This is a genomic window from Streptomyces sp. NBC_01003 (assembly GCF_045162695.1).
In the GTDB taxonomy this organism is placed as follows: domain Bacteria; phylum Actinomycetota; class Actinomycetes; order Streptomycetales; family Streptomycetaceae; genus Streptomyces.
Genome location: NZ_CP108707.1, coordinates 706,200 through 723,357 on the forward strand (window position 1 = coordinate 706,200; position 17,158 = coordinate 723,357).

Here is a 17,158-nt window from a genome sequence, read left to right on the forward strand (position 1 = left end):
GCGTCAGGAAGTGGTCGCCGGCGCCTGGAAGTAGTGCCCCTTGTCGAGGTCTTCGAGGAGGCCGGGCTGAGTCGGCTCCCAGGCCAGCAGGTCGCGGGTCAGCGTGTTCGACGCCGGGGCGTCGATCCCGACGAAGGCGCTGAGCCAGGTGAAGTGCTCGGCGGCGTTCTCGGGAGCCACGGAGGTCACCGGCACGTCGAGGTGACGGCCGATCACTTCGGCGACGTCGCGGATTGCGACGCCCTCCTCCGCGACGCCGTGCAGCACCGATCCGGCGGGGGCCTTTTCGACCGCGAGGCGGAACAGGTGGGCGGCGTCGAGCCGGTGGACGGCCGGCCAGCGGTTGGCGCCCTCGCCGAGGTAGCCGGAGACGCCCTTGGCGCGGGCCGTGGCGACCAGCGCCGCCATGAAGCCGTTATCCCCGTCACCGTGGCAGGTGGGAGAGAGCCGCACCACGGACGAGCGCACGCCCTGCGAGGCGAGGGCGAGCACCGCATCTGCGGTGGCCACGCGGATGGAGATCGGCGAGCCGTCGTTCGTGGCCTTGTCGTGCTCGGTCGACACCCGCCCGGGCGCGAGACCGGCCACCCCGGAGGCGATGACGAAGGGCCGGTCGGTGCCCACGAGTGCGGCGCCGATGGTGTCGACAGCGCGGCGATCCGCCTCAGCGGCCCCCAGGAAGTCACCGGTGAAGGCGATGTCGTGCTTGAAGGCGAGGTGGATCACCCCGTCCGACGCGGCGGCCGCCTCACGCAGTACGTCGAGGTCGTCGACGGTGCCGCGCACGACCTCGGCCCCGGCGGCGGTGAGCGCGGCCGCGGAGGCGTCGGAGCGGGCCAGCCCGACGACCTCGTGCCCCGCGTCGATGAGCTCGGGAACGACGGCGGAGCCGATCCAGCCGGACGCGCCGGTCATGAAGATGCGCATGAGAAACCCCAAGGAGTCGATGGCAGGTGGCATCACAGTGATGTCAGTGCCTGTCATCAACGCTACACCTGATGTCATTCACTGTCATCACGTAAGATCTGGCCATGGGTAGATGGGAGCCGAACGCGCGTGGGCGTCTGGCGAACGCGGCGTTGGAGCTCTACAGCGAGCGCGGGTTCGAGCAGACGACCGTGGCGGAGATCGCCAAACGGGCCGGACTCACGGAGCGCACGTTCTTCCGGCACTACGCGGACAAGCGCGAGGTCCTGTTCGCCGGCTCCAGCCGGCTGGAGGAGGCGCTCGTGAAAGCGGTCGCCGACGTTCCGAAGTCTGCGGCGCCGATCGACGCGGTGGCCGTGGGCCTCGACACGGTCGCCGAGTTCTTCACTGACCGCCGTGACTTCGCGCGGCAGCGTCAGGCCGTGATCATGGCGACCGCGGAGCTCCAGGAGCGCGAGCTCATCAAGCTCGCCTCGATGTCGGCCGCGCTCGCCGACACCCTGCGCCGACGCGGCGTGGCGGAACCGGCCGCGAGCCTGACCGCCGAGGCGGGCGTCGCCGTCTTCAAGGTGGGTTTCGAGCGGTGGATCGGCGCGGCCGAGGAACGTGAGATGTCGCAGTTCATGCGGGAATCACTGGACGAGCTCAGGAAGGCGCTGACGGGCAACTAGCCCGCCTCTCCTGCGTCACGCACCTTTTCGGCGTACGCGAGGCCGGTACTTGCGTGCCCATTGCTGCACGCCGGCGAGCGACGGGAAGCGTTCGTGCAGTTGTTGGGCGTTGCGGTCCAGTTCCTCCATCAGGCGCTGTGTCCGGTGTTCCGTGTCGAGTTCGGCGAGGATGCGGTCGATCTCGGTGAGCAGAGCCCCCTGCAGTTGCCACTGGCTCGGGTCGTCCTGGACGGTGTCCAGGAGCAGTCGCGCGACGTGTTCGCGCTGGGCATTGGCGGCGGCGAGGTGGCTGATCAGGCGGTCCTCGGCCGTTTCTGATTCCGAGCTGGTTCCGGTGCCGACGAGTACGGCGAAACTGACGACGGCGTCCGCGACATGGCCGAACAGATCACGCATCGCGTGCGACACCTCGGGTTCGAGCAGCCGCTCCTCGTCACGCTGTTTGGCCAGGTCCGTGAGGGTCCGGGCGATGACGCGCAGCACGACGGTGCAGATTTCGAGCGTGTCGAGGCCGGTCCGCAGCACCACGCGGTGCAGTCGCCCTTCCCGTACCCGGGGATTGAGCCGGAGGCTGTCCTCGGCCTGCCGCAGGGAGGCGTCCACGTCGGCGATGTCCTGATCGAGGCGGCGCGCCTCGTGGAGCCGTGCCGCAGCGAGTGGCCAGGGGGTCTCATCGTCGAGCTGGTCGCTCAGGTCAAGCAGCAGTCGACGCATGCGCCGGGCGAGGTCCTCCAGGGCCTCGCCCGCGGTGTCCACCCATAGGGGCGGGGCGAAGAAGAGGTTGAAGGCGAGCCCGGTCAGGGCTCCGATCAGGGTTTCCAGTACGCGGTCCCATGCGCTCGATGCCACTCGGGTGACGCCGAGTACGAGCATGGCGCTGATCGCCACCTCGGGCACGAACTCGTCTGCGCGCACGAAGGGGCCGATGGTGAGTGAGGCCAGGATGATCAGCGCCAGGCTCCACCAGGTCAGCCCTACCAAGGCGCTGAAGCCGATGGCGATGAACACCCCGACGACCACGGCGTTGATGCGGCGGATGCTCATCTTCACGGTCGCGTACAGGGTCACCTGCACGACCAGGAGAGCGGTCAGGGGGGCGGTCAGGGGGGCCGGTTCGCGGCTGAGGCGCAGGGCGATGACGTAGGCGATCGTCGCCGCGGCGGTGGCCCTCAGCGTCTGCACGGCGACCGGGTGCCGCAGCCGTTTCACGAGCTGACGCCCGCTCGGAACACGGCTCAGCAGCTTCGCCAGCCGCTCGGGTACCAGACGCATCTTCAGTCCCTTCCCCAATCCGTACGGCGCCTCCCGGCGGCGTAGACCGCCCGGGTCATGCAGGACGAGATCGCGGGCGGCCACCGTGTGCACGGCCGCCGACGCGGGCGGCACGGTCCGCGCGCGGCCGCCACCACTATGGACCCGGCACCATCTAGACCGCCGACGGCTCCTGGGCCCGCTCGGCAAGGCCGAGTTCCGCGACACCGCGGCCTTCGCGACCGTCCATCTGATGGAGCGTCTGTCACCGTCCGAGCGCGCGGTGTTCGTCCTGCGGGAGGCCTTCGAGCTGTCGTACGACGAGATCGCGCGTGTCCTGGACACCACCGTCTCGAACTGCCGTCAGATGCACCATCGTGCGGGCCGCCGTGTCACTTCGGTCCGCGACAGGTTCACGCTCTCCGAGGACGACCACGCCGAACTGCTCGCGCGCTCCTGGAAGCCGCGAGGGGCGGCGATCTCACGGGCCCGAGCGACCTGTCGGCCGAGGATGTCGTCGCCTGGAACGACGACGGCGGCGAGGTCAGGGCTGCGCTGCGCCCGGGCGTGGGCCGCGATCACGTGATCGCGTTCTACGCCATCCTCAACGTCGACAAGCCCGGACACGTGAGGTAGGGGTGTCCGTGGCCGGCGCCGGTCGGTCGGCTATGGACCGGCGGTGATTCCGGTGAGGATGAGGTCGATTCCGGAGAGGAACTCCGCTCGGTCGTCGTGGTCGCGCAGCCGGCCCGCGACGCTGCGGATGAACGCGTACTCGTCGGGATCGAGGCTTGCCCATGCGTCCGCGACGGCGGTCAGGAACTCGGTCCGGTCCGTGTCCGGCCGGACCGAGCGGGCGTTGGCCGCGTTCTGTTCGGCCACTCCGAGGATGTAGCTCCACAGTGCGGACGCGACGGTGAACTGGGCGGTGGGGGGTACGCCGAGCGCTTGCACCTGGCGCCCGATGTGTTCGAAGACCCGCAGCATCGGCGACCGACCCGGGGCCCGGACGAGTTGGGCGCCGATCCACGGGTGGTCGTCGATGGCGTCGAACACGCCGAGAGCAAGGGCGCGGATCGAGTCCTGCGGAGTGGAATCGGCGGTGTCGGCGGTCATGGCACCGGCGACGACGGCATCGGCGGCGGCGCTGAGGAGCTCGTCCTTGCCCGCGACATGCCAGTAGATCGCGCCGGGCCCGGTGGCTAGGCGCTCGGCCAGCGCGCGGAACGTGAGCCCGCCCTCGCCCGCCGTGTCGAGAAGAACGATCGCGGCCTCGACGATGCGCTCGCGGGAGAGCGGCTTCTCTCGTCGCTCTGGACGACGCGTCCTGGTTGCCATGCTCACATCCTGGCACACGCCTGGAACCCCGTTCCAGCTTGACATCTCTGGAACAAGGTTCCAGGCTCACGCTGGAACAACATTCCAGAGATGAGATGACCTGCCGGGTACCCGCCCAGCGGGCGTGCGACAGGCAAGGAACCACCATGACCACACCCGTCACGATCATCGGCGCCGGCCTCGGAGGACTGACCCTCGCCCGCGTCCTCCACGTCCACGGCATCCCCGCGACGGTCTACGAGGCGGAGCCCTCGGCCGAAGCCCGCACACAGGGCGGCCAGCTCGACATCCACGACTACAACGGGCAGCTCGCGCTGGAGGCGGCTGGCCTCACCGAGGAATTCCGCGCAATCATCCACGAGGGCGGCGAGGCCACGCGCGTGCTCGACCAGCACGGCAAGGTGCTCCTCGACGAACCCGACGACGGCAACGGCGGGCGGCCCGAGGTGCTCCGCGGAGACCTGCGGCGCATCCTCATCGACTCCCTGCCCGCGGGGACGGTCCAGTGGGGGAAGAAGCTCACCGGCGTCTCAGCACTCGGTGACGGCCGGCACGAACTGGAATTCACGGACGGCTCCAGCGTGAGCAGCGAACTCCTCGTCGGCGCGGACGGCGCCTGGTCAAGGGTCAGGCCGCTGCTCTCCGACGCCGAGCCCGAGTACGTAGGTACGACGTTCATCGAGACCTACCTGTACGACGCGGACGAGCGGCACTCCGCGGCGGCCGAAGCGGTCGGCGACGGCGGGATGTTCGCGCCCGCCCCGAGCAAGGGGATCTCCGCGCACCGCGAGGCGGGGAACATCCTTCACACGTACGTCCAGCTGAACTGCCCCGCCGAGTGGATCTCGGGCATCGACTTCACCGACGTCACCGCCGCGACCGCTCGCGTCGCGGCCGAGTTCGACGGGTGGGCGCCGGAGCTCACCGCGCTGATCACCGACGGCGAGACGGCACCGGTCCCGCGCGCCATCCACACGCTCCCGACCCGGCACCGGTGGGACCGCGTGCCCGGAGTGACGCTTCTCGGTGACGCCGCGCACCTCATGCCGCCGTCCGGCGAGGGCGCGAACCTGGCGATGTTCGACGGCGCCGAGCTCGGGAAGGCGATCGCCGCGCACCCCGACGACATCGAAGCGGCACTCGCCACCTACGAAGAGGCGATGTTCCCGCGCAGCGAGTCGGAAGCCGAGGATGCGCGGCTGCTCATGGCGCTCTGCCTCGACGACCGGGCACCGCACAGCCTCATCGACTTCCTCACCGGCTGAAGTGGTCTGCGGCGCAGGTCTGTTCAGGGCAGATCGGTTCGGGGCGGATCTGTTCAGGAGGGGGCTCCGGTCAGAACTTCCACCTTGCCGGTGTCGAGTGAGTAGTAGGCGCCCACGACGGCGAGGTCCCCCTTCTTCACGAGAGGGGCGAGGTCGTTGTTGGTGCGCAGTCCGGTCGCGGTCAAGGTGACCTGCGCGCGGGCCATGGTCTCGACCGGGTCGTCGCCGCCCTCGCGGACCGCCTGCTTGTATGCCGGTTGCAGAGCCTCGACGATCGCCTGCAGGTTGCCCGGCAGCGGCTTGTCGTCGCGCAGGGACTCGTACGCCGCCTTGACGGCGCCGCAGCGCTGATGGCCGAGGACCACGATGAGCGGGGTGCCGCTCGTCATGGGCCCGTACTCGACGGAGCCGGTGACGACGGGCCCGACCGCCTCGCCGCCCGTGCGCATGACGTAGAGGTCGCCGAGCCCGGTGTCGAAGAGAAGCTCGGGCGGTACGCGGGAGTCGATGCACGAGAGGACCGATCCGTACGGCTCCTGCTGCTGAGCCACTAGCTCGCGCCGGTCCGGATCCCGGTCGGGGTGCTGGAGGTCTCCGCTCACCCAGCGCTTGTTGCCCTCCATCAGTCTCGCGAATGCCGCCTCGGGCGTGGAGGGCCTCGGCATCGACGTGGCGCTGCTGCTGGTCGGTGCCGTGACGGCTTTGGTCGGTGTGCACCCCGCGAGCGCGACCGTGGCGCTCGCGAGTGCGCCGGCGAGCAGAAGCCTGCGGTCCGGAGATGCTGCTGTGTCCATCGGTCGTTCCCCTCGGTGCCGCGTGCCGCTCACACACGCCCGTGTGTTCTGACAGGGGCGATTGTGCTGCCAGGTGCGGGTGACCTGACGACAGGCACGAGCGGGCACGCGGCACTTTGCCACCGGGCGGGCTACAGCGCGGGCCATGCGGGCTGTGCCGGCTGTAGAGAAGCTCAGGCGGCGGCCTCGGGGATCCGGTCGGTCGTCAGGCGCGGCAGCGCAGCATCTCCAGCGGGGGGTTGGCGAGGAAGTCCGCCCAGAAGTCCGCGCCGAACTCGCGCACGCCGGCGTCGGACACTTTCAGGGGGACCCAGGTCACCTCGCCGAATCCGGCCGCCCGCAGGCACTCTTCGTAAACCTCGCGGCGCGGGCACATGGTGACGAACGAGACCGGCCCGACCGGCGGGTCGAGCAGCGCCGAGATCTGGACGCGCGGGCCGGTCCCGGCTTCCTCGCCGGTCAACTCGGAGCGGAAGCCGTACTTGTCGAGTGACGGCCCGTCGAAGCGGTAGTCGGGTGTCTGGTTGAGCAGAAAGAACTCGGCGCCGGGCGCGACGTTGCGGTGCACGTTGCGGCATATCTGCTCGAAAGCGGCGATGTCCTCAGCGTAGTTGAGCAGCTGGACGGCCGTGGCGATGTCGAAGCGCCGACCGAGGGGCCGCAGTTGGGACACATCGCCCACCTCGTAGCGCACGCCCAGCAGATCTCGCTGCTCCAACCTCTCGGCCACGGCGACCATTTCACCGGAGATGTCGATTCCGAGCACCTCCGTGGCGCCGCGCCGCTTGAACTCCCTGCTGTAGAAGCCGGTACCGGAGGCCAGGTCGAGGACCGACTTGCCGCGCACATCCCCGACCATGCTCAGGAAGCTGGGCACCTCCCCGTACTGCGCCAGCGGCAGGGACTTGACCCCCTCGAACACCTCACCGATCTCGTCGTACTGCTGCTGCTCGCTCACTGTGATGTCCTCCCCTGCGCCTGGTCATCCCCTTGGCCCGGCCCCCGTTCCCCCGGAGACGCCACGGCCACTGGCGGGAAGTCTTCCCGCGCCCCGGCAGACGGTCGTACTGGCAGAAGCCACAAGATCCGGGCATCGACGCGATGTCCGGGTACAAGCAGGCACTGGACGAGCCGATGCGCTGGCCACAAGCGGGCGCAGGACAAGGCGATGTGCTGGCCACAAGCGGGCGTAGGGCAAGGCGATGCGCTGGGCACAAGCGGGCTTCGGCTGCGTAAGGGCATACGGGCTCGAATGGCCCGGCGGCTCAGCCGTCGGCGGCGAGACGTTCCAGCCACTCGGTCAGCAGGTGCTGCTCCGCTCCGCTGAGGGTTGCCTGTTCGGGCAGCGCGGCACGCAGGGCGCGCGCGGCGCCGGCCGGACCGGCGGCCTGCACGGCCGGCTCCTGGTTGGTGACGGTGGCGACCATGGACTCTCGAAGCGTGGTCAACAGGGCCGGATTGCGCTGGTCGTCGGGCAGTGACAGCCAGGTGAGGACCGCGCCGCGCGCCGTGGCGTGGATGATCATGGCGGCAAGCTCCTCGTCGACCCGCAGCCAGCCGCCGGCGGCCAGCCGCCGGATGCGCCCCATGAGGATCTTCATGCCCGCCTCGAACGCAGCCGACGAAGTGGTCGTGGGCTCGCTGTACATCAGCGTGTACAGCGCGGGGTTGTCCAGCCCGAACTCGACGGCCAGATCCCAGCCGGCCCGCAGATCCTCGATCGGGTCCTGCGGATGGGGGGCCACGGTCTTGCCCGCGAGGAACTTGGCGAAGCCGTGCTCGGCCACCGCTTCGAGCAGTCCGTCCTTGTCGCCGAACAGCCGGTAGATAGCGGGCGGTTGGAGGCCGGCGGCGACAGCGACGGCGCGCGTCGTGACCGCGTCACGACCCTCGCGCGCCAGCAGATCCGCGGCGGCCTCGATCACCCGCTGCCGGGGCTCTTCGCGCTCCGTGGGTGCGGGCGTCTCGGAATCGACGGCGGCCGCGCCGCGGCTACCTCGTGAACGTGGTGGCATATATCAACGATACAGCACGAGCGGTACCATCGTTAATATCAGCGATACGTTAAGTGCGATTCCACTGGAACCAAGCGTTGGGGTAAACCATGATCATCGTGACCGGAGCGACCGGAAAGCTCGGGCATCAGATCGTCGAGAGCCTGCTGACACACGTACCCGCGGACCGGGTCGGCGTCAGCGTCCGCGACCCGCAGAAGGCGCGGGACCTCGCGGACCGGGGGGTACGTGTACGGCAAGGCAGTTTCAGCGACGCCGCCGGTCTCGCTCACGCCTTCGAGGGCGCCTCGCAAGTGCTGATCGTCTCCGTCGACAAGATGGGCTCGGACGCCGTGCGGCAGCATCACGCCGCAATCGAGGGCGCGATCGCGGCGGGCGCCCGGCGCATCCTCTACACCAGCCACATGGGCGCGAGCGCCACGTCGCACTTCGAGCCCTGCCGCGACCACGCCGCCACCGAAGAGGCCCTGCGGACCTGCGGTGTGCCGTACACCGCGCTGCGCAACGGCTTCTACGCCACGAGCGCGCTGCAGTTCCTGGGGCATGGGCTGGAGTCCGGTGAGGCCGAACTCCCCGCGGACGGGCCGGTGAGCTGGACCGCGCACGCCGACCTCGCCGACGCGGCGGCCGCCGTCCTCGCCGACGAGGGCCGCTTCGACGGCCCGACCCCGCCCCTCACCGCCGCGCAGGCGCTGACCTTCGAGGACATCACCGGCATCGCGACGGAAGCACTGGGCCGCATCGTCAAGAGGATCACGACCCCTGATGGTGCCTTCCGCAAGCAACTCGTAGGCCATGGTGTCCCCGCCGAGGCTGCCGACCAACTGCTCGGCGTCTTCACCGCCAGCCGCGCGGGCGAGTTCGCAACAGTCGACCCAACGCTCGCCGACCTGATCGGGCGCGAACCCACGTCCCTGAGCAGGGTGTTGCGCGAGCACCTGGGCGACAACCGATCCACACCCGTATGAGTGTTGAGCGTCGGGCTCGTCGAGGTCAGGTTAGGTCGCGCTGGTGGGCCGCAGTGGCGGGCGTCGGCACCAGGACGAGCCGGATGTGGATGGCTCCGGTTCGGACACGATGCCCAGCGTCTCGCCGACGGCCTGTTCGGCTCTTGCGGGCGCGTTCGCCGAGGATGTGTGCGGGCGGCTGGATCTCCTCGCGGGGCCTGACGTGGCACCCGGTCGGCGCGGGATGCCCGGGCGGATCGGCGAACGCGACCGCCGTCGGCATGGCGACGGCGACCAGGACGCCGGTGACGATGGTGAGGGCTTGCAGGCGGACTCGGCGCGAGGGCCTGAGGAACGGGCGTCCTTTCGGTGTTCGGTGTCACTGCGACAGGCGTCGAGGGACACGAGGGACCTGGCAGCAGGTGCAATTACCGTGCCGGCAGGCCCAGTTGTGCAGTAGGAGGGAGAGAGTCCTCTTACGCCGTGGGGGTCAGGGCGCTGGGCTGCTCCGCGGGCGCCAGGCCGGGCGCTCCGTCACCGTCCTGGTGGCTGCCGGAGTCCGGCAGGTCAGGCACGTTCGGGACATCAGGCACGTCCCGCACGTCCGGCTTCTGGCTGTTGCCGGGCTCGGGCCGCAGGTCCGGCGGCGGCGCGGAGTCCGGAGTGGGCGTGAGGTCGCGGGTGTACTGCGGGTCCGGGGCGGGCGCCGGAGCCTCGTCGATCCAGGAGCTGAGCCGGCCGTCGGGCGCGAGCACGACGTGCAGGCCGTTGCTCTCACCGGCGGCCGAGCGGCCGTTCGCGTCGAGGGTGCCGATCTGGGAACCGTCCGCGAAGATCGTGACCTGATAGTGGTCGGCCGACAGCTTGTAGACCTTGGCGCCGGAGCCGTCCGCGAGGGTGGCCGTGGCGACCAGGACACGCTTGTTCACGGGCTTGGGCTTCGGCTGCGGCTTTGCGCGGTCCACCCATGACGTGATCGCGCCGGACGGCGACAGCTTGACGTGCAGGCCGTTGAGGTTGAACGCCTTCGCCTTGCCGGCCGCGGTCAGCGTCGCGACCTTCTTGCCGCGGTAGAGGACATCCGCCTGGGCCGTGCGCTTGCCCGTCTTGTAGACCTTGGCCGTGTGGCCCTTGGCCGCGAGCTTGACCGACTTGAGGTAGACGCGCTTCTTCTTGGCGTGGGCCGCCGATTCGACGGCGGCCGTGGCGGTGGGGGTGTGCTGCGTGGCGGCCATCGCGCCGGAGGCGGCGACCAGGCTGATCGCGGCGGTCGCCGTGGCGGCGACGATGGTCGTACGCAGAGCGCGGGGGGTCATGCGCATGGTGAAAGACGCTCCCTGGGGTCGGTTCAGCGGTGGGGTGCGTGCCGCGCCGTTGCGGCGACATCAACGAAGCTACGCATCACACATCAAGCAGACCCATAGAGAATGTAACGTCCCAAATGCGACTAAATCGCAAATTCTTTACGGAGATCCACACCAGGCAACAAAACATCCTGCCGCCGAGGCCGCAGGGCCATCAATCGCCGCTCGGCCACGCGACCAGCGCCAGCTCGGCCACCTGGGACAGCTCGTGCACATCGGCTCCGTCCCGCGCGCGCTGCGAAAGCCCCTGCACGATCGTGGCGAAGTAGGACGCCAGGGCCGACGCATCGGTCCCAGCCCGCAGCTCCCCTTCCCCCTCGGCCCGGCGCAGCCGCTCCTCTATGGCAGCGACGCCCGCGTTGCGCACGTCGCGCAGGAACTTCGCGATCTCCTCGTCATGCACGGTGACGTTGGTGGCCGCGCTGATCGCCAGGCAGCCCGGCGGGTGCGACGGATCCGCGTAGAACGCCGCCGCCTCACGCAGGATCCGGGACACGGCCCCGCGGGCCGTCGGCTCCTCGGCCAGCGCACGCGCCGGGAAGGACCCCATCGGCGACCGCCCGTACGCCTCGACGGCCTCCCTGAAGAGCGCCTTCTTGTCGCCGAACGCCGCATAGAGGCTGCCCGGGCGGATGCCCATCGCCACCGTCAGCTCACCCAGGGACGTCGCCTCGAAGCCGCGCTCCCAGAACAGCCGGACGGCCGCCCACAGCGCCGCGTCCCGGTCGAACGTGCGCGGACGCCCTCGTGCCTTGCTCATGCTCACCATTCTAGAGCGTTCACTCAAAAACTCATGCTACGGTCCTTTCTTGATCAGTCACTCAACAAATAGCGAACTCGATCAGAGAGGCCCTCAGCCCATGAACGGACATCTCGACGGGCAGTCGGACGGACACGTGAACGGGCGACTGAAGGGGCACCCGAACGGGCAGCTGGAGAGGCGTCCCAGCGGGCAGCACGGCGGGCAGCTCGCCGCGCACCGGCACGACGAGGGGCACACCGTCGCCGGGTGGGCCGGCTTCGCCGTTGCCACGGCCGGGGCGATCGTCACCGGGCTCGGCATCTGCGGCTGGCGCCCGGGGATCTGGCTGGGGATCTGCGTCCTGGCCGCGGCGGCGCCGTTCACATGGGTTCTGCACCTCGCGGGCTGGGGTAAGGCGCCGGGTCCGCGACCTTCGGACCTCAGAGGCCGGGACCGCGCCGCGCGTGACGGGCACGCGGACTGCCTCGGGTGCCGACTGGCGGGACGACGCGGCGTTCCGATACGCCCGGAATCCGTCCCCGAACCCACCGCCACACCCACACAAGCGCCGTCCCCCGCCGACCTCTGACACGGGAGACGGCCAGGGCACACCGGGCGCACATGAACCCGCTCCTCACCACCGCTGGCATTATGCAGGTGAATACCTGCATAATCGGAGTGTGAGTTTCGAAGCGACTGCGATGGACCATGCCTTCAAGGCGCTGGCCGACCCCACCCGGCGGCGGCTGCTCGACCGTCTGCGCGAGCACAACGGCCAGACGTTGCGCGAGCTGTGCGACCGCCTGGACATGGCGCGCCAGTCGGCCACCCAGCATCTCGACATCCTCGAGCGGGCCGGCCTCGTGACCGTCGTCCGGCGCGGACGCGAACGGCTCCACTACCTCAATCCGGCTCCGATCCACGAGATCGAGGAACGCTGGATCTCCGAGTTCGACAAGCCCCGGCTGCAAGCGATCAGAGCCATCAAGAACCAGGCAGAGGAGTACGCCATGACCAGCGGATCAGCATCCGTACCGTCCTACGTCTACGTCACCTACATCCGGGCCGGTGCGGAGCAGGTGTGGCAGGCCCTGACGGACGCAGACCTGACAGCGCGCTACTGGGGACACGCCAACGTCTCCGACTGGGAGCCGGGCTCGGCCTGGGAGCACCGGCGCGTCGACGGATCGGGGGCCGTAGACGTCGTCGGTCAGGTCCTCGAGGCCGACCCGCCGACGCGCCTGGTCATCACGTTCGAGGACACCCCGGACGCCCGGGCGCCGCGCGACCCGTCCGTCGTCACCTTCCTCGTCGAGCCGCACGAAGACATCGTCCGGCTCACCGTGACCCACGAGAACCTTCCCAACGCGGAGATGCTGAACGGCATTTCACAGGGATGGCCGGCCGTCCTGGCGAACCTCAAGTCGCTGCTCGAGACCGGCGAGGTGCTCCCGCAGGCACCGTGGGACATGGCCGGCACGCACGCCTGAAGCGGCAGGCACGACGCCCCCTCCCCCAGCCACCCCGCGCAGGACTGAAGAAAGAAGACGTGATGGACACCAGCCCTCTTCGGGACGCCTACCGCTCGCTCCTGGACGCGGCCACCACAGTGGCCGGTTCCGGGGACACGATGCCCGTGCCGTCCACCGGCGAGTGGAACGCCGACCAGATCCTGGCGCACGTCGCCATCGTCAACGCCACCACCATCGCGACCGTCGCCGCCGCGTCCGCGGGAGCACCCACCACGTACGACAACCGCACGGCGCACGACACCTGGACCATCGAGCGCGTCATCGGTCTCGCCGGCGGCAACGCAGGACTCCGTGAGCGCATCCGCCTCCAGGCGGATGCTCTCTGCGCCCTCGGCGGGCCGATGCTGAGCGAGACCGAACTCGACACGCTGGTGCCCACCTTGCTGCTGTCCCACGACAAGGTCCAGGTCGATCAGCCCCTCCCGCTCAGGGACCTCATCGCTGGTCTGGCGGAGGTGGAACTGCCCGGCCACACGCGGCAACTCCTGTCCCTGGTGCCGCCATCGGCGACCGGTAATTAAGGGGTGCCAAGTTGCCACCTTCCACCAGGTGGCTCCGTCGTCGTACACCAACACCCGAGTGGCCCGGTGCGCGCCGATGATTTCGTGCAGGCTCCGCAGTCATTCAGTCAGTGACAGTGGAGATCCGCGGGCGAGCAGCCGTAGCGGCCGGCCAGTACGAAGCACACCAGGAGACCATGAGATGCGCACTCTGATCAGTACCGCCTTCGTCTCGCTCGACGGCGTCGTCGAGGCCCCGGGTGGCGAGCCCGGCTACCGGAACTCCGGGTGGACCTTCAAGGAGGTCGAATTCCTCCCGGAGGCGTTCGAGATCAAGGGCCGCGAGCAGCAGGAGGCCGCCGCCATGATGATGGGCCGCGTCAGCTATGAGGCGTTCAGTCCCGTCTGGCCCGGCATGGAGGAGTTCGCCCAGTACAAGGCCATGCCGAAGTACGTCGTCTCCACCACCCTCACCGAGGACGATCTCGTCGCGGACTGGGGCGAGACCACGATCCTGCGCTCCCTCGACGAGGTCGCCGCGCTGAAGGAGACCGAGGGCGGGCCGATCATCATCCACGGCAGCGCCGCCCTCAATCGGAGCCTCTCCGATGCCGGCCTCATCGACCGCTACCACCTGCTCGTCTTCCCACTGCTGCTCGGCGCGGGCAAGCGGCTGTTCAGCGACACGGACAAGGAAACCCAGAAGCTCAAGCTGGTCGAGTCCGAGGCGTACGCCAACGGCTTGCAGAAGCAGGTGTTCGACGTCGTCCGCTGACAACACCGGGTGACGGTTCGGGTGGGCTGAGCCGCGTCGACCTCGTCGGGGGTCGCGGGGCGGATCCGGCCCGGTCGAGATCATGATCCGGTCGGCGGCCGCTGGGCCCGGCGGCCCGTGCGTGATCAGCAGCGGCGTTCGGCCGCGAGTGGCGTCGAGTATGTCGGCAAACACGGCGGCGGCGCCCGGGGCGAGTCCCTCGGTGGCCTCGTCCAGGACGAGCACGGGCGGGTCGGCCAGCAGCGCGGGGGCCAGGAGCAGGCGCCTGCTCCTGGCCGCCCGACGTCGAAGACAGCGGCGCCCCCCTTGAATTCACCCGCCGTCACAGTTCCGGTGGACACGATCTCCACGGCACCAAGGTGGAGCGTGACCACTCTGTTTGCCGTGATCGTGCTGGTGCGGCCGTTGTTCCAGGCGTAGGTGAACGTGCCTGATCCCCGGTCAGGGCGCAGGACAGAACTGACTGGTGCAGGGTCACCGTGAATCCGCCGTTGGACAGCGTGGGGTCCGACGTGACCGGACAGTCGACGTGGCCTCCGACGCAGACGGTGACGCCCGGTCGAGCGGTACCCATGTTCGATACCGCCCGCATGACGCCACCGCGTGAAGCGGGACCCGGCCTCTTGTTCAGGCGGCCCGCGGCGGCCAGTTCTTGATGGCCTTCGTACGCGGCGCCGCGTACGTACGCACCTTCGAGGTGGAGAGGCCGAGGCGGACGAGGGACTCGGCGATAGTCACCGCCGCCGCGACGCCGTCCACGACGGGGACGCCCGTGCGCTCGACGACTCGCTCCGTGAGGCCCGCCATGCCGCCGCAACCGAGGCAGATCACCTCGGCCTTGTCACGTTCGACGGCCTGGGCCGCCTGTTCCACGATGGCCTCGACGGCGGCTTCCGCGTCGCTCTCCAAGTCCAGCACGGCCATTCCGCTGGCCCGCACCGACGCGCAGCGGTCGGCGAGACCCGCGAGCTTGAGGCGGTCCTCGATGAGCGGCACGGTCCGGTCGAGCGTGGTGACCACGGAATAGCGGTGGCCAAGGAACTGCGCGGTGCTCGCGGCGGCTTCCGTGATGTCGACGACCGGGACGTCGAGGAGTTCCTGGAGCCCCTCGCGACCGTGCTCGCCGTACCCGGCCTGGATGACGGCGTCGAAGGGGTGCGGGTAGGAGCGGACCGCCTCCATCACGGCCACGGCCGCGAGGTAGCTCTCGTAGTTGCCCTCCACGGACTCGGCCCCGAACGGCGGGGTGAGGGGCACGATCTCCGTGCCCGGTGAGGCGACGGCGGCGGCCTGGGCGCCGATGCTCTCGGTCATCGAGGCGGTGGTGTTGACATTGACGACGAGGATGCGCATTTCTTGGCTTTCTCTGCTGAGGCCGGCCTGGGCCGAAGGTGGTACGAGGGTGGTGCGGGGGGCCTGGCGCGGAGTCGTCAGGCGGCGTCGACCGCGATGGCCTCACCGTCGACATCCCGGGTCGCCTTCTTGCGGTCGGCGAGGACCAGGTAGACGACGGCGGAGAGGACCGCGCCGATGAACCAGGAGAATCCCGAAACGGACTTGAAGGCGGGGACGAGGGCAATGACGACGGCGACGGCCGCGGCGGGCACGAAGGCGGCGATGGCCTTCATGTGGAACCCGCGCTGGTAGAAGTAGTCGCCCTGCCGGTCGTCGGTGTAGAGGTCGGGGACGTTCACGCGGGTCCTGCGGACCAGCCAGTAGTCCGCCATGACGACGCCGAAGATGGGGCCGAGCAGTGCTCCGAGTCCGCCCAGGAAGTAGTTCACGACGGTCGGGTTGTCGTAGAGGTTCCACGGCAGGATGACCAGGCCTATGACGGCGCTCACCACTCCGCTGCGGCGGAAGTTGAGCGTGCGCGGGAAGAGGTTGACGAGGGCGTAGATGGGCGCCACGAAGTTCGCCATGAGGTTCACCGCGATCGTCAGCGTGATGAACGCGAGTGAGGCCGCCGCCATCAGGAACGTGTTGGGGATCGAGCGCACGATGTCCTCGGGCCCGGTGATGACCTCGCCGTTCAGCTTGAACTGGGCCCCGCTGAGCACGACCACGATGCCGGCGAAGAACAGCATGTTCACCGGGATGCCGACGAGGTTGCCGCGCACGATCGCCCGGCGGCTCTTCGCGGAGCGGGTGAAGTCGCAGAAGTTGAGCACGAAGGTGCCGTAGATGACGACCCAGAGTGCGGCGCTCTCGAAGATCTGGCGCCACATGTCGACGCCGCTCGGCGCGTGCCCCGTCGACAGAGCGATGGAGCCGTCGGCGCGGATGAACATCCAGATCGCCAGCGCGGACATGGTGATCAGGATCGTCGGCGCCGCGAACGCCATGTACTTGCGGATGAGTTCCATGCCGTAGCTGACGATGACGACCTGAATGACCCACAGGGTCAGGAACGTTGCCCAGCCCAGGCTCGACAGCCCGAGGATCGAGTTCTCGTCGAGCGAGCGCAGGCCGGGGAAGAGCACCTTGACGAGCGCGCCCAGCACGGACGCCGCCAGGTACGTCTGGATGCCGAACCACGCGATGGCCACGACGCCACGGACGATGGCCGGGATCTGCGCTCCCTTGACGCCGAAGGAGATGCGGCTCATGACGGGGAACGGGACACCCGTCTTGCTGCCCATGTATCCCGAGAGGGTCAGGAGCAGGAAGAGCAGCGCTGACGCGATCGCGAAGGCGGCCAGGATGTTCCAGACGCTCATCCCCAGGGCGAACAGGCCTATCGCGAAAGCGTAGTTGCCGAGGCTGTGCACGTCGTTGCCCCAGAGGGTGAAGACGTTGTACGCGCCCCAGCGACGACCTTCCTTCTTCGTGGGGGCGAGGTCGGGGCTGTACAGCCCCGGGCTCGTCCGGGGTTTCCCGGCGACCGCAGCGGTGGGTGGCGTTTCGTGCACGGCGGCCATGACACACTCCCGGCGTTTCCGTATTGCGGAATAATTTTTCCTTGTTTCGGAACGGGAGATTACGGGGGGCGGTAGGGGCGGTCAATAGGCCACTGCCCAGAATTTATGCGCAACCG

The 17,158-nt window shown here is 69.2% G+C and carries 18 protein-coding genes; 8 read left to right on the forward strand and 10 right to left on the reverse strand.

Going from position 1 to position 17,158, the window contains the following annotated elements:
• Window positions 1-3: 3 nt before the first annotated feature.
• Entirely contained in the window at window positions 4-927 is a 924-nt protein-coding gene (locus tag OG698_RS03400) for an SDR family oxidoreductase (RefSeq protein WP_406101320.1), read from the reverse strand.
• 104 nt (window positions 928-1,031) lie between these two features.
• Between OG698_RS03400 and OG698_RS03405 the strand changes: the two genes are divergently transcribed.
• On the forward strand, window positions 1,032-1,598 hold the full coding sequence (locus OG698_RS03405; RefSeq protein ID WP_406101321.1) for a TetR family transcriptional regulator: 567 nt from the start codon (window positions 1,032-1,034) through the stop codon (window positions 1,596-1,598).
• 15 nt (window positions 1,599-1,613) lie between these two features.
• On the opposite strand, the gene OG698_RS03410 is transcribed toward OG698_RS03405, so the two are convergent.
• The gene (locus OG698_RS03410) at window positions 1,614-2,870 is read right to left on the reverse strand and encodes an FUSC family protein (RefSeq protein ID WP_406101322.1); all 1,257 of its coding nucleotides are present in this window, start codon (window positions 2,868-2,870) and stop codon (window positions 1,614-1,616) included.
• 85 nt (window positions 2,871-2,955) lie between these two features.
• Between OG698_RS03410 and OG698_RS03415 the strand changes: the two genes are divergently transcribed.
• Window positions 2,956-3,435: a sigma factor-like helix-turn-helix DNA-binding protein gene (locus OG698_RS03415; protein WP_406101324.1), complete on the forward strand. Its 480-nt coding sequence runs from the start codon at window positions 2,956-2,958 to the stop codon at window positions 3,433-3,435.
• 80 nt (window positions 3,436-3,515) lie between these two features.
• Here OG698_RS03415 and OG698_RS03420 read toward each other — a convergent pair whose 3' ends face one another.
• Window positions 3,516-4,187, reverse strand: a complete 672-nt coding sequence (locus OG698_RS03420) for a TetR/AcrR family transcriptional regulator (protein ID WP_406101326.1) — start codon at window positions 4,185-4,187, stop codon at window positions 3,516-3,518.
• A 146-nt stretch (window positions 4,188-4,333) separates the two neighbouring features.
• Here OG698_RS03420 and OG698_RS03425 point away from each other — a divergent pair, with 146 nt between their 5' ends.
• Window positions 4,334-5,452, forward strand: coding sequence for an FAD-dependent oxidoreductase (locus OG698_RS03425; RefSeq protein ID WP_406101327.1), 1,119 nt, complete (start codon window positions 4,334-4,336; stop codon window positions 5,450-5,452).
• A gap of 53 nt (window positions 5,453-5,505) precedes the next feature.
• On the opposite strand, the gene OG698_RS03430 is transcribed toward OG698_RS03425, so the two are convergent.
• The 3 genes from OG698_RS03430 to OG698_RS03440 form a co-directional block, all read right to left on the reverse strand.
• Window positions 5,506-6,246 (reverse strand): carbonic anhydrase, encoded by a 741-nt coding sequence (locus OG698_RS03430; protein ID WP_406101329.1) that lies wholly within the window; start codon window positions 6,244-6,246, stop codon window positions 5,506-5,508.
• A 205-nt stretch (window positions 6,247-6,451) separates the two neighbouring features.
• A complete protein-coding gene (locus OG698_RS03435) occupies window positions 6,452-7,204 on the reverse strand; it encodes a class I SAM-dependent methyltransferase (protein WP_406101330.1) in 753 nt (250 codons plus the stop codon).
• Window positions 7,205-7,511: 307 nt separating this feature from the next.
• Window positions 7,512-8,261 (reverse strand): TetR/AcrR family transcriptional regulator, encoded by a 750-nt coding sequence (locus OG698_RS03440; RefSeq protein WP_406101331.1) that lies wholly within the window; start codon window positions 8,259-8,261, stop codon window positions 7,512-7,514.
• A gap of 89 nt (window positions 8,262-8,350) precedes the next feature.
• Here OG698_RS03440 and OG698_RS03445 point away from each other — a divergent pair, with 89 nt between their 5' ends.
• Window positions 8,351-9,229, forward strand: coding sequence for an NAD(P)H-binding protein (locus tag OG698_RS03445; RefSeq protein ID WP_406101332.1), 879 nt, complete (start codon window positions 8,351-8,353; stop codon window positions 9,227-9,229).
• A 455-nt stretch (window positions 9,230-9,684) separates the two neighbouring features.
• Here OG698_RS03445 and OG698_RS03450 read toward each other — a convergent pair whose 3' ends face one another.
• Complete coding sequence (locus OG698_RS03450) at window positions 9,685-10,530, reverse strand: hypothetical protein (protein WP_406101333.1); 846 nt, start codon at window positions 10,528-10,530, stop codon at window positions 9,685-9,687.
• 196 nt (window positions 10,531-10,726) lie between these two features.
• On the reverse strand, window positions 10,727-11,332 hold the full coding sequence (locus OG698_RS03455) for a TetR/AcrR family transcriptional regulator (RefSeq protein WP_406101334.1): 606 nt from the start codon (window positions 11,330-11,332) through the stop codon (window positions 10,727-10,729).
• A gap of 172 nt (window positions 11,333-11,504) precedes the next feature.
• Here OG698_RS03455 and OG698_RS03460 point away from each other — a divergent pair, with 172 nt between their 5' ends.
• From OG698_RS03460 to OG698_RS03475, 4 genes are all read left to right on the forward strand, one after another.
• Complete coding sequence (locus tag OG698_RS03460) at window positions 11,505-11,903, forward strand: HGxxPAAW family protein (RefSeq protein ID WP_406110817.1); 399 nt, start codon at window positions 11,505-11,507, stop codon at window positions 11,901-11,903.
• 112 nt (window positions 11,904-12,015) lie between these two features.
• Entirely contained in the window at window positions 12,016-12,804 is a 789-nt protein-coding gene (locus tag OG698_RS03465) for an ArsR/SmtB family transcription factor (protein WP_406110819.1), read from the forward strand.
• A gap of 62 nt (window positions 12,805-12,866) precedes the next feature.
• On the forward strand, window positions 12,867-13,367 hold the full coding sequence (locus OG698_RS03470) for a hypothetical protein (RefSeq protein ID WP_406101335.1): 501 nt from the start codon (window positions 12,867-12,869) through the stop codon (window positions 13,365-13,367).
• 181 nt (window positions 13,368-13,548) lie between these two features.
• Window positions 13,549-14,121, forward strand: coding sequence for a dihydrofolate reductase family protein (locus tag OG698_RS03475; protein ID WP_406101336.1), 573 nt, complete (start codon window positions 13,549-13,551; stop codon window positions 14,119-14,121).
• A gap of 627 nt (window positions 14,122-14,748) precedes the next feature.
• On the opposite strand, the gene OG698_RS03480 is transcribed toward OG698_RS03475, so the two are convergent.
• Window positions 14,749-15,474 (reverse strand): aspartate/glutamate racemase family protein, encoded by a 726-nt coding sequence (locus OG698_RS03480; protein WP_326771829.1) that lies wholly within the window; start codon window positions 15,472-15,474, stop codon window positions 14,749-14,751.
• Window positions 15,475-15,551: 77 nt separating this feature from the next.
• Entirely contained in the window at window positions 15,552-17,042 is a 1,491-nt protein-coding gene (locus OG698_RS03485; protein ID WP_406101337.1) for an NCS1 family nucleobase:cation symporter-1, read from the reverse strand.
• Window positions 17,043-17,158: the final 116 nt, after the last annotated feature.

Coding starts and splice junctions, on each gene's coding strand:
- OG698_RS03455 (WP_406101334.1), bottom strand. CDS start 11,332: ATGAGCAAGGCACGAGGGCGTCCGCGCACGTTCGACCGGGACGCGGCG.
- OG698_RS03425 (WP_406101327.1), top strand. CDS start 4,334: ATGACCACACCCGTCACGATCATCGGCGCCGGCCTCGGAGGACTGACC.
- OG698_RS03430 (WP_406101329.1), bottom strand. CDS start 6,246: ATGGACACAGCAGCATCTCCGGACCGCAGGCTTCTGCTCGCCGGCGCA.
- OG698_RS03470 (WP_406101335.1), top strand. CDS start 12,867: ATGGACACCAGCCCTCTTCGGGACGCCTACCGCTCGCTCCTGGACGCG.
- OG698_RS03450 (WP_406101333.1), bottom strand. CDS start 10,530: ATGCGCATGACCCCCCGCGCTCTGCGTACGACCATCGTCGCCGCCACG.
- OG698_RS03410 (WP_406101322.1), bottom strand. CDS start 2,870: ATGCGTCTGGTACCCGAGCGGCTGGCGAAGCTGCTGAGCCGTGTTCCG.
- OG698_RS03400 (WP_406101320.1), bottom strand. CDS start 927: ATGCGCATCTTCATGACCGGCGCGTCCGGCTGGATCGGCTCCGCCGTC.
- OG698_RS03445 (WP_406101332.1), top strand. CDS start 8,351: ATGATCATCGTGACCGGAGCGACCGGAAAGCTCGGGCATCAGATCGTC.
- OG698_RS03480 (WP_326771829.1), bottom strand. CDS start 15,474: ATGCGCATCCTCGTCGTCAATGTCAACACCACCGCCTCGATGACCGAG.
- OG698_RS03475 (WP_406101336.1), top strand. CDS start 13,549: ATGCGCACTCTGATCAGTACCGCCTTCGTCTCGCTCGACGGCGTCGTC.
- OG698_RS03405 (WP_406101321.1), top strand. CDS start 1,032: ATGGGTAGATGGGAGCCGAACGCGCGTGGGCGTCTGGCGAACGCGGCG.
- OG698_RS03485 (WP_406101337.1), bottom strand. CDS start 17,042: ATGGCCGCCGTGCACGAAACGCCACCCACCGCTGCGGTCGCCGGGAAA.
- OG698_RS03420 (WP_406101326.1), bottom strand. CDS start 4,187: ATGGCAACCAGGACGCGTCGTCCAGAGCGACGAGAGAAGCCGCTCTCC.
- OG698_RS03440 (WP_406101331.1), bottom strand. CDS start 8,261: ATGCCACCACGTTCACGAGGTAGCCGCGGCGCGGCCGCCGTCGATTCC.
- OG698_RS03465 (WP_406110819.1), top strand. CDS start 12,016: ATGGACCATGCCTTCAAGGCGCTGGCCGACCCCACCCGGCGGCGGCTG.